The following is a 15580-nucleotide window of genomic DNA, read 5'->3' on the forward strand; positions in this document are numbered from 1 at the left end:
ACCGACCTCCACATTACGATACCACATCGTTTTTACTCTTATTGTATCGTAATTGCAAGTCTATTTTTACCATCTTCGCCCCTATTAAGCTACGATATTGTGACATTTTCATGCATACATTCGAGTGTGCAAAAAAAACACTCCCCGCTTATTGGCGAAGAGTACTTGGTGTACTTCCGGACAATGCTTCAATAGATTTGCATAGGCGCTCATACAAGGAAGTCCGAGGTGCAATCTCTTTCAAATTTAACAGCATTCCAAGCAAAATCACCTTACGGGGACGTACTTGCAGCAGTTCTTCTTCTAGCACTTGAATAGAATCCAGAACATCTTGCTTATTCCAGCTTTCCTTCTCTGTCGAATCAATGTCCATGCTCTCTACAGCCTCACGCAGCTGCTTCACAAGCACAAGCGGATGCAATTGCTTTGGCTTCAGATGCTCCTCATCCCCGAAGCCGAACATGCTTCCATTCAGTAGCGGCTCCGGTCCATACTTCAACATCCCCTCGGCTACATAATCCATGATTGTAACAATGAACCTGCTGATGCTGTCCATCTCGATGGGAACATTGTCGAATAGCTTCATATACATATAGGTAAAAATCAGACTGCTGAGCAATGTTGCGCTGTCAAGCATATAAGGGCTGAATTGCTCCCCATATATATCTTGTAAGGATTCCATCAGCGTCTCTACATTAAACTTACTCATTTGCTGCATGTGTTCACGAAGCTCTTTGCTTGTGGTATGCTCCGTATTATCCCGCATCTGCATCTTGATAAATTCAGGATGTTCGTTCCAGATGTGAATATAAACCCCGATTTTGCTTACTAACCTTTCACGAGGATTGGGCTGTTTCTCGCGCTCCACCATCAGCAAGCGATCCTTCAATAATTTGGATTGATACATGAAGATGTTCAGCAGCAGCTCATCCTTGGAACTATAATATTGATACACACTTCCTTTTGACATTTTACAGAAGGAAGCGACTTCCTGCATCGTCGTCTGTACGTATCCCTTGGATGCAAACAATTTCATAGCCGACAATAGAATCTGCTTCTTCTTCTCTGGCATATGTTCTTCCATTGCTGTCCTCCACACTTCATTCCTAATAAGTTCTTAATATGACTACTGAGTTCTCAATATCATAACAAAAAGTGGCCATTACCTGCAACCACAGGGGATTGGACATATGAAGATAAGCTTATCACCTACTCTTATTGAGCCATGATACACTTGTTATCGAACCATTTCTCCGCGTTCTGCTGCAGTGGAATAAGTTGCATCCCGCTTCCAGCCAACAAGCATGCCCGCACTTGCAAGCAACACAATGGCGCCGAATGCATAGGGGATCTGAACATGAATATCAAACAGAATTCCTGCAATCGCTGGCCCAATAATATTTCCAAGACTCATATAAGCATTGTTCATTCCCGCAACGAACCCTTGCTCATTCCCTGCCATCTTCGACAATAGCGTATTGATAGCAGGCCGTACGATGGATGTTGCCACGAAGAACAACATCGTAACAAAGAAAATAAGAAAATAATTCGAAACGAACAATAGCAAAATCATACTGATGGCAGATAATCCAAACATCGTGAGCAGAATCTTCTTCTCACCGAATGTTCGCAACAGGCGCTCAATTAGGACAGCTTGACAGATGACTCCGATTATCGCACCTAGTGTAATCATTAAGGAAATATCCTTCGGCGTAAATCCATATTTCACATCAACATACAAACCAAATATCGCTTCAAAATTCTGCAATCCGAACGTTAATGCGAACACCAGCACAAGCAGCATGAAATACGGCGCCTTCGCAGAAGCGGCCATCTGTCGGAGCAAATTATCCTTCTTCTTCGTGTTGCTTCTCGCTGCCATCCGTTCCTCGACAGACAGAGATTCAGGCAGGAACAACAAAGAGACTACCGTGGACAATCCAGCAAGTGCTGCTGCTGCGTAAAAAGGAACTCGTATTCCGTACTCCGCCAACATGCCTCCGATACCAGGCCCTATGACAACGCCGAGCGTCATGGAAGCCATCAGCATGCCGAGCCCCTTCCCCCGTTTCTCTTCCGTCGTAATGTCCGCTACATAGGCCATCATCGGAGGTGTCATTAACGCTGCTGACATTCCGCCTAGCAGTCGTGATACATACAACATCCACATGTGTTCAGCCATACCGAACAGTAGCTGTGAAACGGTAAATAATCCAATTCCCGTTACGATTAGCAGCTTCCTGCCATATTTGTCTGACAACTCGCCTGCAATCGGCGAGCACAGAAATTGCGTTAATCCAAATGCCGCCACCAAATACCCCATTGCTTGACCCGTAGCCCCAAACGCCGTCACATATTTCGGCATAATCGGAATGATCAGCCCCATTCCAACCATAGCAATGAACATGTTGACCATGAGGATAACAAGCGAACCTGAACCTTGCTTTTTTGTTGACAATGTTCTCCACCTCTCCTAAGAACCCGAAAGTTTTATTTATGACTATACAGTCAAAACCCATAGTACTCTACTCGACTCCAGAATGTCAAACTCCATTGCCAATCCCTGTGCTCCCCATACTTCTGTTGCCATCTACAAAAAAAGCCCTCAGACGAGGTAACTCGCCGAGGGCTGCCGTTCAATTCATGAGATTGAAAGATTATAGATATAATGGGATCAGACATGTTGAATTCCTTCACCCTTGCTATCAAGCTCCTTAAGGAAGTTATACAGGCAGAAGGTGTTTCCTCCTGACCTTGTGCAGAACAATTGTCTGGTTCCGCTAAATATATTCCCTTAGATAGTGGTTGATGCGTCCTCTGCAGTCACCGGAGAAGCAACTGTATCAATGGACTGCGGCGTCACCTCGGCTGGACGGCTTTCGTGACTGCCTCCTTGCAAATTCAAACCAATTACGCCGAGAATAATAAGCAAGATCGATACAACCTTAATCCAAGACATTGACTCAGAGAAGAAATAATATCCGATAACGGCAATGGCTGCAGTACCAACACCCGACCATATCGCATAAGCGACACTAACATTAATCTGCTTCAGTGAGAAATTCAAGCTCGTAAACGCAAGCAAATAACAAACAATCATGAGAATGGAAGGAACCGGTCTTGTGAAACCGTTCGACATCTTCATTGAGATGGTTCCGATAATCTCCAATGTAATCGCACCGATTAAGTAAAGCCAACTCATCATAATTGCATCACAGCATTTCCCCCAAATCTATCGTTCTTCGCCTATTGACTTCACGAAGAATAGGCACAATAGAGCTATTATGTTGCATCACGAGCACCTTGTCAAACAGCATAGCCACTCGCCCCAAATTAGGCGTTCTCTTCCCTCCATTCGTCTAGTCACCATGCTTCTGACCTACATACACTTATAACGTAAGATAAATGCATGACGAAAGGAGCCAATGAACATGTCCGAAGTATGTGGTTCAGTTGGAGGCTTTTGTGGTGGAGGTTTTACTAGCATCGGCGTAATTCTCGTTCTCTTCATTTTACTCGTCATTATTACCCGTTCCTTTGGCTGCGGTTTCGGTTTCTAATTTACGCCAACAACCCCGGCTGTTGCAGCCGGGGTTGTTCTTCTATCTCCTACTTCTTCACCTATTAGATTCAAATAATGCGTCTGCGATATAGTGCCCTTGAGCACACCCGCCCGGTATGGCGAACAATGCACTCGCTACCGTCTTCGTAGATTCGTTCATCTTGTCCTTCTGTCCAAGCATTTTTAACATCTGACAAGCTGTTTATATGGATTCATTCATAAAGGAACCGTCATTCATCCATGATCGTTCTATATACTTCTTTCCTGCGGTGATCACTGCATGATCGCTGCAAAATGGATATGGTCATGTATTCAATGCTGCGTTCCATCATAGCTAAGCCTCGCTTTGGCTTTAGGTTTTATCATTGCACATGCCATACCTGCAAAGATGAGAACGATTCCCCCTATCTGCATCCCTGTCGGCCGAAATCCAGTGATCCACGTATCCAGTAAAATTGCCACGGCGGGATCGAGAAATACGAGTACTGAAATGACTCGTGTAGGCAGCTCTCGCAAACTGTCAAAAAACAATAAATATACAAATCCGGTATGAATGAACCCAGTCGCCACGATTGCGAACCAATTGCTCCATGTTAATGCACCATAAGACGACATATCAACGAACGGCAGCAGCAGCACGATCCCAAGGCTAGTCTGCACAATCGTAATCGCATACCCACTTAGTTGGACAACACCCTTGCCTAACAATGTGGTCATTGCATAAAACACGGCTGCCATGAATGCCCACACTACCCCTGATGTGAACAGCTCATCCATGCTTGCGCCTCCTTCGATACCGATAACAAGAACGGTACCGACGAAGCATATCCCCACAGATAAAATAGACCAGACCGTTAATTTTTCCTTGAATAAGATACTTCCAACTAGCACGACAATTACCGGAGCCAAATGATATATCGATATCGCAATCGTAATCGACATCCACTCGAAGGACTTAAACAAGAACACCCAATTGCCCACAAGAAATACACCGCAAGCTATCGTTTGCAGCAATTCCCGTTTGCTCCACTGTTCACGCCGGTATTGGCCTGAAGCCGCCCAGCAAATTCCCAGAAATAATGTTGCGCAAATGCATCGTATGAAGACAAGCTCCATTGACGGTAATCCAGTATGCTCGGAGAAAAATCCGATAGAGCCAAAGATGCACATGGATATGATCATTTTCATCATTGGCAGCGAGTTATTCCATTTCAAGACGATGACAACCTCCTTAATGTACCTCTCCTGGTGAATGAATTTCATAGAACGCAGCCTTACTACCCTTCTACATTTTACCACATGTAATATATATAAAAAGAAGGGACAAGCTGTGCATCGCCTATCCCTTCCCTATAATCAACCTATCTCTGTTATTCAGATGCTTTTACCGCCCTTGTCTTCCCCTGCCACTTGTTCTTAATCGAATGAATGATTTGGGCAATCGCGCCATCACCAGTTACATTAGCAGCCGTACCGAAGCTGTCCTGTGCAATATACAGTGCAATGGCAAGACTAATCATTGCTTCATCGAAGCCGAGCATGGATTGGAACAATCCGGTTGCCGCCATGACGCCGCCGCCAGGAACACTTGGTGCTGCAATCATCGATATGCCTAACATGAAGATGAACGGCATCATTGTGCTTACCGATAATGGCGCGCCATTAATGTACATGATCGCACTTGCTACGGAAGTAATCGTAACCGTTGAGCCAGTAATATGAATCGTTGCACATAACGGTACCACGAAGTTTGATACTTCTTCATCGGTACCAAGCTTCTTCACTTGAGACATGGTCACGGGTATCGTTGCCGAAGAAGACTGCGTCCCTAGCGCTGTTAAATACGCCGGGAGCATCGTACGCAGCATCGAGATTGGGTTGCGCTTGTTCAATATGCCCGCGATCGTATACTGTCCAACAATGACCACAGCATGCAGCAATAATATGACAAGGAAAACTTTAAGGAACACTTGCAGAATGAATGCAACCTCGCCTGCTTGTGTCATGTTCATAAAGATACCCGCAATGTGGAACGGCAATAGTGGAATCAATATCGCATTGATTACCTTGCCTACAATCTCCTTGAACTCCAACGATGCGGTAAGCAAGACATTAGACTTCACAAACGTAATGCCGACGCCGATAACGAAGGACAGCAGCAGAGCAGTCATAATGTCGAATACCGGGGGCATGTCCAATTTGAAGTAACTTGTTAACAGCATCTCTTCTGGATTGCTCGCCCGAAGGCCAGATGCTCCAGACAGCAGCCACGGGAATGTTGTCTTGGCGACGCCGTATGCCAGCATGCCAGACAATACCGTGGATACATATACAATCAATGCCGTTATGCCAAGAAGCTTGCCAGCTCCTCTCCCCAACTCTCCAATGCCTGGAATAATAAAGCCAAGAATGATTAACGGGATGAGAAAGCTCAAAAATTGCCCGAATAAATGATTAAACGTAGCAAATATTCTTATAAACCAATCTGGCATAATTAGTCCCGCTCCAGTGCCGAGCAGGATTGCGATAATAATACGCGGTAATAATCCTAGTTTCCTCATAATGTACTCCCCTCCAGTGCACGCAAACAAACCAATATATATGTCCTCACACAGTATACATATGTATTCTTCTTGAACACATTGTCCATATTAGCACACAACGAACGAGAACAACACTGACAAATTGAGGTATTCATTGCTCAACTATAGGATGTACTCGTCCCCTTGAATCCATGATAACTGATTCAAGCATTCTCATTAACTTGGCGATACGATCATTTCAAGATTATGCTTCGCTGCTCATATGTGGTAATGTGATAGAGAGACAACTGCAGCGTTGCTGCAGCAAGGACAAGGAGGAAATATTTTTGAATCGCACAAAATCCATTACATTCTTCACGCTCATGCTAGTCGTACTGCTTATCGTCGCTGGCTGCGGCAATAAGCCAAGTACTGGACAGAGTGGAGCAGCAGACACAACCAAGCCTGGACAAGAGACTAACAAGGAAGCTCCGAAAGAAAACAGCGATAGCAAAAAGTCTTCCGATTCCAAAAATCCGATTGTCACGATCGAAATGGAAAGCGGAGACAGCATTGAAATTGAGCTGTACCCTGACAAGGCTCCTAACACCGTAAACAACTTTATTTCTCTCGTGAACAAAGGATTTTATGACGGGACGATCTTCCATCGTGTTATTCCAGGATTTATGATTCAAGGAGGAGATCCTCAAGGCATCGGTATTGGCGGGCCTGGTTATGGCATTAAGGGAGAATTTGCGAACAATGGAGTAGAAAATGACCTGAAGCATACGGAAGGCGTATTATCAATGGCACGCTCTCAGGATCCGAATTCAGCAGGATCCCAATTCTTCATCATGGTAGCAGACGCACCACACTTGGATGGGGATTACGCGGCCTTTGGCAAAGTGATCAAAGGGATGGAAATCGCGCAAGCGATCGTGAATGTACCAACTGGGGCTAACGACAAGCCGGAGAAAGACCAAAAAATGAAAAAGGTTACTGTAAATACATTCGGCATCACGTATCCGGAGCCTGAAAAAATTCAAAGCTAACTCATAAGCTACTATATTTGATAACAGGGACAATAGAAGGCTGGCTCCTTCTTTTGTCCCTGTTCTATTTTATATAACCCATCAATGGGAATCACGTAATCATGCTGATGTGCTGGTGAGCACTCTATTTATCGGCTTAAGGTGATTTCGCAGCCTAAGGAACGTTGTAAGGAGACAGGGGCTGCACTACTTCCGTGCGCCCCGTTGTCCTTTGCTGGCATTGCTGCGAGATGAACGAGATTGGATCGACGGCTGTGACTTGCGTACTGGCTTTCCAGAATGACGGCGACCTTCTGCTTTTGCACGATTTCCTTTTGTGAGCGCAATTGGGCCCATTAATGACTGAAAAGTGCTGTACATGGATCGTGCTTGCTGGAACATGCCGAACATCTTCTGAATTTTGCCGAACGTATTCATCAAATCATCGATTCCATACTGTCTGTTCAATGAAGTGTAAGAACCACCGCCTGCGTTGCCTGCAGCTTCTTGATTCGCAACTGCATTGGATGCAGAGGGATCCGTTGGGGTTGTCAGCCCCATTACATTTTGATTCATGTAAGGCGCAGATGCTTTCGTTCTGCCCGGCTTGCTGATAGATCGTGAGGCTGCTCTAGGCGAGGCGGACAGCTTGTGCTTGGGTTTCGAGCCTTTGCGTCGAGACGTTCTCATGATGACGACCATCCTTTACCTCTGCTTGTATGGGTGATTCCACTCTTGGTAGAGCGGAAGCCTTACAAGATAATCTATGCACTCCCGCAACAGCTCGTATAGGTATCTATCTCTTTATTCGTATTTTTGTGCCATTACCCAACTAGGGGTCTGATCTTAGGAAATACTTGCAAGGCGTTATGATAAAATACTTCCTCATGATGACGTTCCGGAATGACTGCTTTTATAAAGTCAATGTAGGTTCCAATCGGTGCAAGTGGCCAATCTGTTCCGAAGAGCAGCTTATCATAGCGGTCACAATACACGATGGCGTGGCGCAAATGCTGAAAAAATAATGGCGACTCCTCGTCCAAACGCGCAAATCGCCTTGAATCTCCCACAAGCAGCCCCGACAGATCTGCATACACGTTTCGATTCTTATATACGACCTCTGCTCCGTCCAGTACCCATGGATCACCGAAGTGTGCCATCATCATCGTCACATCACGATGCTTCACGGCCACTTCATCAATCGTTAACGGATGGGCGTATTTCAGCAGCCCCCGTTCTGAATACGTATCTCCACAGTGGAATACAACCGGAACCTCGTACTTGGCAGCCAACTCATATACCCGATCATAGACACTGTCGAATGCATAGAATGGATAATAGCCAAGATATAATTTCAATCCCACTGCTTGCGGCTTCTGCAGTTCGAGCTCTGTCCGTGCCCATGCCTCTTCACCGCATTGATAGGGATTAATGCCAATACAATAAGCAATCGAAGGAGGGAGCACATCCACAAGATCAAGTACCATCGGGTTATGGGCCTCAGCATCAGGGAATCCCTCTGCTTTCGTCTCTGCCAGCCCCATTCCGATACCGAAGACAACACCATGCTGTGCGTATTCTTGCAGAAGCCCCTTCACACTGTAATCTACCTTGGATAATTCGTCTGCCGTACGCTGGAACTCCTCGATTCGGGACAGGTGCATATGGGCATCAATGATTTTCACCCCTTGACCACCTCCGGCTCAGATTCCGGAAAACGAATAGCACGAAGATCGGTTAGCGCCTCCGGTTCGATTCTTTCCATCGAGAACATCAGCATAACGGGAGAAGTACGCTGAGTATGACCGTTCGGGATGTGCAGCTTGTGAATCACATTTGTATGTGTCACTTCTTTATTGGCATACACGCTCGAGCGAGAAATCGTATGATCCGTAACGATGTGCATAATGGCTGTCTTATCCCTGGAACCGAATCGATAATCAGAATTTTCATATACATCGACAACTCCCTTACCTTGAGGGAAAGCGATTGGCTTTCCGTTCGAAGAATGCGCTTCGAGCCAGCTATTTTGCTCAGGTTCCCCGTTATTAATGAACATTTCTTGCTCCAATCGATCATTCAAATAAGCTTGAGAAGCTTGATGCACATCTGTGAATTGGCATAATACCGGTACACCTGGCAACAGTAAATAATAATTGCTCAATCGAATCCCCTTATACTTTTCATGCTCACGAATATGAAGATCAACCCGAATTCCCTGCCATTCATTACGATGCTGATCAAACAGCTTAACAAATTGTGCAGACCGTTCTTGTTTTAAGGCTGACAGCATCGTAAGCTGATCGAGGCTGGAATAAAGCCCACCGACAAATGGATTCCACCATGACTTAACGTCCCGAGCTGGGAAATTACTCATTAACCATTCTTCCCCTTCAACTTCGAGCGAGAACAGAGAAGAATAATAGTCAGGTGCCGCTTTCATCCGAATAACTCCGTTATCAACCGTGTATACGGTATACTCCGACTCCACCGTCTCGGTGCAATCAATCGGGCTCGATAACTGACGGAAGATTGCTGAATGATACTGCCCTAGTTCTACATCCAAGCATGTGTGAGCATCAACAACATCAATCGATTGAAGAAGTGGCCGCAACGTCACGCTTGCTTGCGTCACCTCCTCTTCAGGCGATATGGAGCACTGGGCTTCAATCTCTGCCGAATAGCGGTATGACATCTGCACATTGCCACTCCATATGCCATGTTTCCGATCCTCCAAGATCATGGTAGGTTCGCCCTTCACGAACGGATTCCGATCTACTGGCTGCAGATGCGTCTGAGGGGTAAGTTCGATATGCTCATCCCATCCCTCCTGCATGGAACAAGCTCGAAATGCCTTCCAATCCACAAAGCTTCCCAGTGAAATGAATATGGGCTCACTCTTCACTGTCTTCCAAGCATCAAGCATCCCTATATTCGTATCCAAATCCATATACCAGCCTTGAAACTTCAATTCGTATTTCTTACCCCAGCTTATCCCGATCGGCAGCTCGTCTCCGCGGCTGAATAACCAACGTTCCGTTATTAGGTTGCTATCCCAGAACTCATATTCACTTCCGATAGAATCATTCATTTCTACAAACTGACCCGCATAAGGAATGATTGCGCGGTAGAGATCATGTCGAACGGATTGGGATATCCATAAATCTTCAAGCAGCGGCTTATCCCCTTCATTCGTTGCTTCGAACCAGCGTTCAACGATGCCATCGCCATGAAGCCGAGTCATTACTTTCAATAAGACGCCCGGGAAAGCTGAGGAGCGGTAATGCACTTCCTTCACCATGGCTCCGTTCTCTTCTCTTGCAAAAGACACATGACTAGGCGCTGCCTTGGAGAACTCATCCGAAAATGGCTTGCCTAGTTTCGGAAATAAGAGACTCATGTGCTTGTCCATTCCGACGCAGCTAAGCGTTGTGTCGTTATGCTCCTTCATGAGAGATACTGCATATTTTCCATGTCCAATCTGCCATCCTGAGTTGCAACGCCCCCCGTAAGCTGCACCTATCCCTGGGAATGACGCACTGATTAACGGAAGGAATGACAATGATTCTCCAGACCCTGTCTCAACTTGTATAAGAAGCTCGGTTTGGTAATAACCGAATTGAAGAACTTGATACCGGAGTGGAATGGACTTGCAGGAGAGCGGCTCTATCTGAATTTCGAACTGGCTGTGCTCCCAATCGATCTGATCTTGAGAAGGAAGCATGAAGCGGAACGTCGCTGACTCTGCCAGGTGACTTGCGATGTCAAGATAGGCAACGCCTTGCTTCCTATGGAAGGCGCCGAGATCAGGAAGCCTCAATTCCACAGCAGCGGGCTGTTTCGGAACAACACCGACTCGGAACTGTGCGGATTTCCCATTGATCAACAGCTCTGTACATACAGTTGGAGTCGTTCTCCACTGGCTGATTTCCTCCTGCAATTGCTGAACATTGAATTCTGCCTGGAGGGTTGCTTCTCCAATCACATCAATTGATGACTGCCAATCAAAATGAATATTGCGATCACTCTTCCCTTGAAGTTCGATGTGAAGAGGTTTCCCTGACTTATTTACGAGATGGTAGTGAATCGAGTAGGTTCTTCCGCAAATCAGATCCGGCTGCGCGATCTCGGCCGTCAATATATAATCATTCGTATCAATCAGCCTCATACCGCGTCCTCTTCGTTCAAATTCCACTCTCAGCTTCTTGCCGGACTTCTCCCACTCATACCGATAATAGTCGAACCCATTCTGCTTGATGCCGTCTGGTACGAGGGTGATTTCTCTCACGGAATCCTGATACCAATCAAAATACTCAAAATGAGATGCCAATGCTTCTGTGCGGACTACCGTTGGGATAAAGTTCATGAGATGTGTCGTTTCATCCCGATCCTCCCAGAAGAACCCGCATTTTTTATATAAAGGAACCGCCTTCGTATTGCTTTGCCACGTGTACAAATCCAATCTTGGCCATCCTAATGTAATCGTGTCATCAATGACTTGAAGTAAGAGCTGCTTGCCAATCTTCTGCCCATGATAGTCGGGATGGACATTTAATAAATGCACATACAGTGCGCCCGTGTCTTCCCGATACTCGCATATTTTGCAATAGCCTACGACCCGTTCGCCGTCTAGTGCTAAGTATAAGGCTAGAGTATCCGCACTCTCCTCCCTCTGCCGCACTTGCTGTGCCGTCATCCTTGAATTTCCGCCGCCGAATGATTCATGACTATCATTCCACATGTCGGCGATCGCTGCTGCCAATTCAGGTCGATACTTCTCAATTTGGATTGTACGAATCATACCGCAACCTCCCAAGATTACTTCAACTAGAGCTAGCGGAGATGCCATTATATGACATCGCCACTGTTGATTATAACATCATATCAGTGGATAAATGTTACATTTGAAATACACTTTCGAAATCACGTTCTCCCTCGTAAAACAGTCCAAAATGTAGTTGACAAGCTCAATCGTGAACAGCTACGATATGATTGTTCATATGTCCATATATTGGAATTTACATCGTCGCCATCCTTACGATTCCCTGACTTTGGACGTTCCTTTCATTCACTGCAACTCATTTGTTGTTTAGCTTCGAATGCATAATTGAATCCCCCTCTAGCGTATATTGAGGAATTTCCAATTTGTAGATCTAGAATATACGTTCTCAATCACAGTACATAGCGTCTTAGGTAGATTGGATGTGGAACTAGTATGAAAATACGGAGAACAAGACCGGACTTTCTCCTACTGCTGCTAACTGTCTTATTGGTAAGCTTCGGAATCATGATGACATTTAGCGCAAGCTCATATACCGCGCTGCAATATTATAAACAACCTTGGTATTTCGTTGATCGCCAGCTCGGATTTGCCTGTGTTGGATTCGTTCTTATGCTGCTGTTTATGTGCATCCCCTACCCGAAACTCAAGAAGCTATCTGTCCTACTTGTCTTCGGCTCCATTGCCACCTTACTGCTCGTCCTGCTCATTGGCAAGGATGTAAATGGTGCAAGGCGCTGGCTTATGATAGGCGGCTTCACCATACAACCGACAGAGTTCATCAAACTATTTGTGCTGCTATATGCATCTATTCTCATTGCCCGCAAGGGAGACAAGATTCGCAGCTTCAAGCTCGGGCTACTTCCACTCCTATTCGTGGTTGGCTGCATCGCCTTATTAATATTGAAACAGCCGGATTTCGGATCTTCCCTGCTTATCATCATTGTAACCGGGGTTCTCATCTATGTCGGTGGTGCAAAGCTGTCCCATCTTCGTTCGATCCTGCTAGGACTGACGCCCATTATCATATTCCTAGCCGTGTTCAAAAGCTATCGGTTGAAGCGGATTACTTCCTTTATGAATCCGTGGGACGATCCTGATGGAAGCGGCTATCAGCTGATTCAATCATTATATGCTGTATCCCATGGCGGGATTGCTGGGACTGGATTTGGGCAGAGCATACAGAAGATGTCTTACCTGCCAGAGGCACACACAGATTTCATTTTCTCCATCATTGCGGAGGAATGGGGGTTATCAGGTACAATCTGTTTTCTCTTGCTCTACTTCCTCTTCCTGGCTCGTGGACTGCTTGTAGCCTTGCGTTGCAATGAACCGTTCGGACTAATCCTAGGTACGGGGATTATTTCTATGATAGGCATTCAACTTGTGATGAACATAGGCGCTGCCACAGGATTTCTGCCGATTACAGGTATCCCGCTTCCCTTCATCAGCTATGGAGGCTCTTCCCTGATTGTATGTATGACTTCGGTTGGCATGCTGCTGAACATCTCTCGCTACACCTATGAGACTCAACAGGCTGAAAGTGAAAATATAAAGAGGAAAACGAGGTTTACTCATGAAAGAAAGATTGGAGCGTATTAACTATGTCATTAGCTGTTGGTATCGATCGGTCTCGTTCTAAGTAAAAGCAGCTGCCAGAAATCCGAAAGCAGCTAACACTTATCTGAATCGAATCCATATAGCCTGCCATCATGATACTGTTGCACACTGTTGCTTTACCATGAAGCACGTTGAGGCTACACGGATAAGAACACGAACTTTAGAACATGCCAAAAAACCCGCGACTCCGCGGGTATCTTTATGTATTCGACTTGCGGTACAACATGCAGCCGTGCATCGCCTAGTCTGTTTATATTTCTTTGTTCGAATCCTGACCAATGGTCATACGATATTTCAATTCCGTAATATTTTGCTCCATTTTACGAACGATTTCCTCAATAAATTTGACATCCACAGACGGCTCCGTGTTTACGATTTCTTCACGTTCACGATGCATCATTGAGATCTTATTTGCTCGTTCTTGCAGCTTCAATTCCTTGTATTTCTCCAACAGATCAGAGATTACCGCATAGAATTGGCTGTAATCCTTAATAATATCATCCAAGAATGCATCTACTTCATCGGGATCATATCCACGGAATTTGATCTGAAAATCCTTCTGATGAATGGTGAATGCATCCAGCGTAATTCCTAGCTGCTCAAACAATTCCTTCTGATGATCATATTGATCGTTCTTATTCTCTTCCATCTCTGTTCCTCCGTTCCATGCCAACCGGATCGCCTTCCTATTCCAAGTTGCGATCGATTTTATCTAAAGAACACACTATCAGCACTAACCGAACATTTCAAGTGTTTCCTTGTAACCTGTAAGTAAATGGCAAGAAAAATCCTTCTTAGCCCGCGTCAAATCGGAAAATGCCCCAGTCTTGTATGATAAGACTGAGGCAAGGTGCCTACACGATTACACGGTATCGTTGTCCTTAGCTGCGGAACGGTTCGCTCCCGCTTGTTCGAAAGCTTCTGCACTAAACTCCACATTATTGGCCTGCTCAGGAACAGGAAGCTTATTCAGCTTCGTGGATTGAACCTCTGCTTTTGTAGCAACTTGATCATCTTGAGATTGCTTGTTGTTCATTACTGCCCCTCCTTTCCCTAACCTAGGATCGAAGGTTATTATGTGCATGAACATGCATTTCCATACCTATCCATCACATTGTTCGTAGTGGATTAGGAATTCACTACAGCAGCATTCCCGTTTATATAAGTCCGTTCTTGCAGTGAGATTTCGATAATACGATGAAGCAGATCACCGTACGATATCCCCGCTGCTTGTGCACTTTTAGGCAATAAGCTGTTTTTCGTCAACCCAGGAAGCGTATTGACTTCAATCACGTACGGAGTTCCTTGATGTAAAATCATATCAATACGAGCGTATACACTGCATTGCGCAGCTTCATATACGCCAAGAGCAGTCCGGCTAACCTGCTGCATCACTTGCTCCGGCAGCTCGATAACTACCTCGTCCGCACCACCATCTTCGTACTTGGAGGTATAATCGAAAAATTCCCCCTTCGGCTTAATCGATAGAATTGGCAGCATTGCTCCATCTAATATGGAGCATGTGATCTCTTCGCCTCGAATATATTGCTCAATCAGCACTTCCGAATCATATTGGAACGCTTCCTCTAAGGCCGCGACAAGCGCATCACGATTGTGCACCAACTGTACACCGATGCTGGATCCGCCTGCGTTTGGCTTAATGACGAGCGGATAACCTAGGTCTGCCTCAATCCGATCGATATCATAAGCGGAATTCGATCGCAGCATAAGCCAATCCGCTGTTGCGAAGCCTTCAAACTTCACTAGCTTCTTCGTCAGCAGCTTATTCATACATAAACTGCTTGACAATATCCCGCCCCCGGTATACGGAATCCCGAGCGTATCAAGTGTTCCTTGAATGGTGCCGTCTTCTCCAAACGCCCCATGCAACGCGAGGAGCGCGATATCAATCCCTGTAACCTTGTCAATCAGCTCTGCTTTGCTGTTCAATACAATAGGTACCGCCTCATACTTGCCAGTTAGGTGTTTCATCATTTCCTGACCTGTCATAAGCGAGACGTCCCGTTCTGTAGACACGCCCCCCATAATGATACCAACCTTCATC

Annotated in this window: 14 protein-coding genes; 3 read left to right on the forward strand and 11 right to left on the reverse strand. The window is 45.6% G+C overall.

All coding sequences use genetic code 11. The features are described from left to right. Positions 1 to 148 precede the first annotated feature (148 nt). The 3 genes from BBG47_RS07320 to BBG47_RS07330 all read right to left on the reverse strand — a co-directional run bounded on the left by BBG47_RS07320 (position 149) and on the right by BBG47_RS07330 (position 3205). A complete protein-coding gene (locus BBG47_RS07320) occupies positions 149 to 1084 on the reverse strand; it encodes a TetR/AcrR family transcriptional regulator (protein WP_065291182.1) in 936 nt (311 codons plus the stop codon). A 153-nt stretch (positions 1085 to 1237) separates the two neighbouring features. Continuing rightward, entirely contained in the window at positions 1238 to 2458 is a 1221-nt protein-coding gene (locus BBG47_RS07325) for an MFS transporter (RefSeq protein WP_083189133.1), read from the reverse strand. Positions 2459 to 2794: 336 nt separating this feature from the next. Further along, complete coding sequence (locus BBG47_RS07330; RefSeq protein ID WP_083189134.1) at positions 2795 to 3205, reverse strand: DMT family transporter; 411 nt, start codon at positions 3203 to 3205, stop codon at positions 2795 to 2797. A gap of 226 nt (positions 3206 to 3431) precedes the next feature. Between BBG47_RS07330 and BBG47_RS30380 the strand changes: the two genes are divergently transcribed. Then, the gene (locus tag BBG47_RS30380) at positions 3432 to 3560 is read left to right on the forward strand and encodes a YjcZ family sporulation protein (RefSeq protein WP_217492498.1); all 129 of its coding nucleotides are present in this window, start codon (positions 3432 to 3434) and stop codon (positions 3558 to 3560) included. A gap of 314 nt (positions 3561 to 3874) precedes the next feature. On the opposite strand, the gene BBG47_RS07335 is transcribed toward BBG47_RS30380, so the two are convergent. Next, positions 3875 to 4753 (reverse strand): DMT family transporter, encoded by an 879-nt coding sequence (locus BBG47_RS07335; RefSeq protein ID WP_065291218.1) that lies wholly within the window; start codon positions 4751 to 4753, stop codon positions 3875 to 3877. 179 nt (positions 4754 to 4932) lie between these two features. After that, positions 4933 to 6123: a dicarboxylate/amino acid:cation symporter gene (locus BBG47_RS07340; RefSeq protein ID WP_065291183.1), complete on the reverse strand. Its 1191-nt coding sequence runs from the start codon at positions 6121 to 6123 to the stop codon at positions 4933 to 4935. Positions 6124 to 6431: 308 nt separating this feature from the next. Between BBG47_RS07340 and BBG47_RS07345 the strand changes: the two genes are divergently transcribed. Then, complete coding sequence (locus BBG47_RS07345; RefSeq protein WP_397376508.1) at positions 6432 to 7136, forward strand: peptidylprolyl isomerase; 705 nt, start codon at positions 6432 to 6434, stop codon at positions 7134 to 7136. A gap of 186 nt (positions 7137 to 7322) precedes the next feature. Here the strand turns inward: BBG47_RS07345 and BBG47_RS07350 are convergent, their stop codons facing one another. The 3 genes from BBG47_RS07350 to BBG47_RS07360 all read right to left on the reverse strand — a co-directional run bounded on the left by BBG47_RS07350 (position 7323) and on the right by BBG47_RS07360 (position 11916). After that, the gene (locus BBG47_RS07350) at positions 7323 to 7805 is read right to left on the reverse strand and encodes a hypothetical protein (RefSeq protein WP_065291184.1); all 483 of its coding nucleotides are present in this window, start codon (positions 7803 to 7805) and stop codon (positions 7323 to 7325) included. A 134-nt stretch (positions 7806 to 7939) separates the two neighbouring features. Then, positions 7940 to 8800, reverse strand: a complete 861-nt coding sequence (locus BBG47_RS07355) for an amidohydrolase family protein (protein WP_065291185.1) — start codon at positions 8798 to 8800, stop codon at positions 7940 to 7942. Beyond that, positions 8797 to 11916 carry a GNAT family N-acetyltransferase gene (locus tag BBG47_RS07360; protein ID WP_065291186.1) on the reverse strand — a complete coding sequence of 1040 codons (3120 nt, stop codon included), beginning with the start codon at positions 11914 to 11916 and terminating at the stop codon, positions 8797 to 8799. The genes BBG47_RS07355 and BBG47_RS07360 overlap by 4 nt, the downstream gene beginning before the upstream one ends. A 414-nt stretch (positions 11917 to 12330) precedes the next feature. On the opposite strand from BBG47_RS07360, the gene ftsW reads away from it, so the two are divergent. After that, the gene (gene ftsW / locus BBG47_RS07365; protein WP_065291187.1) at positions 12331 to 13497 is read left to right on the forward strand and encodes a putative lipid II flippase FtsW; all 1167 of its coding nucleotides are present in this window, start codon (positions 12331 to 12333) and stop codon (positions 13495 to 13497) included. Positions 13498 to 13765: 268 nt separating this feature from the next. Here the strand turns inward: ftsW and BBG47_RS31060 are convergent, their stop codons facing one another. The 3 genes from BBG47_RS31060 to BBG47_RS07375 form a co-directional block, all read right to left on the reverse strand. Further along, complete coding sequence (locus BBG47_RS31060) at positions 13766 to 14164, reverse strand: DivIVA domain-containing protein (RefSeq protein WP_065291220.1); 399 nt, start codon at positions 14162 to 14164, stop codon at positions 13766 to 13768. A gap of 213 nt (positions 14165 to 14377) precedes the next feature. Next, positions 14378 to 14551, reverse strand: coding sequence for a hypothetical protein (locus tag BBG47_RS29850; RefSeq protein ID WP_175400499.1), 174 nt, complete (start codon positions 14549 to 14551; stop codon positions 14378 to 14380). A gap of 92 nt (positions 14552 to 14643) precedes the next feature. Then, positions 14644 to 15579, reverse strand: coding sequence for a D-alanine--D-alanine ligase (locus BBG47_RS07375; RefSeq protein ID WP_065291188.1), 936 nt, complete (start codon positions 15577 to 15579; stop codon positions 14644 to 14646). Position 15580 lies beyond the last annotated feature (1 nt).

Source organism: Paenibacillus sp. KS1 (genome assembly GCF_001680695.1).
Lineage (GTDB): Bacteria > Bacillota > Bacilli > Paenibacillales > Paenibacillaceae > Paenibacillus_B > Paenibacillus_B suaedae.